Origin of the sequence: Pantoea sp. ANP04 (assembly GCF_041982285.1) — a bacterium.
GTDB lineage: Bacteria > Pseudomonadota > Gammaproteobacteria > Enterobacterales > Enterobacteriaceae > Pantoea > Pantoea eucalypti.
Map to the genome: position 1 here is coordinate 1 of NZ_JAUTYS010000095.1, position 593 is coordinate 593.

The 593-nt window shown below is 41.1% G+C and carries 1 protein-coding gene; it reads right to left on the reverse strand.

Features of this window, described 5'->3' with window-relative positions; genetic code table 11:
- Positions 1–65 precede the first annotated feature (65 nt).
- Positions 66–593 (reverse strand): transposase (locus tag Q7C21_RS22510; protein WP_375151160.1); only part of this gene is annotated, 528 nt, incomplete at its 5' end.

Consider the following 593-nt stretch of genomic DNA (forward strand, 5'->3'; position numbering starts at 1 on the left):
TAAAAAGCTAACTATTAGAAGAACAGGCATAAAAAAACAGTCCCTAATGGACTAATGCCAGTCAGTTAACGCTGACTGGTATTTTTTTTGGGATATTTTTGTGGTTTACCCTTAACTACCCTCGGGCAAGATCGCTTTCTACGTTCAGGAATAACAAACAATTTCCCTTCCTCTAAAAGTGTATCTAACAACTTAGGTAAGAGTCCTGCAGCCTGTAAAGGCGCAAACCGTAACAGATCAACAATCGTAATAGACGCCATATGGAAGCTAATTCGTAGAGGGCTAACCTTAGCCCTAAGAGCCATATAGCGCATCAAACGTCTTATCAGATTATAAGCAATCATAAGCCCCCAGAACTCTTGTAACACAAGCTGTGGCAGCTTACTTCTTAACACCAGCCCCTCCTGTAGATCAGACTTAATTTCCCTAAAAGCCATCTCGATCTCCCAGCGCTGCAAGTACAGCTGTGCCACTTTATCCTTAGTAAAGCGTTTATCATCTATTAAAGAGGTTATGTATCGTCTTGTCTTACCCTCATAACGACACTCAATTAATCGAGCTTGCCAAGTATCGGGTAGGTTTGGATTTTTCTT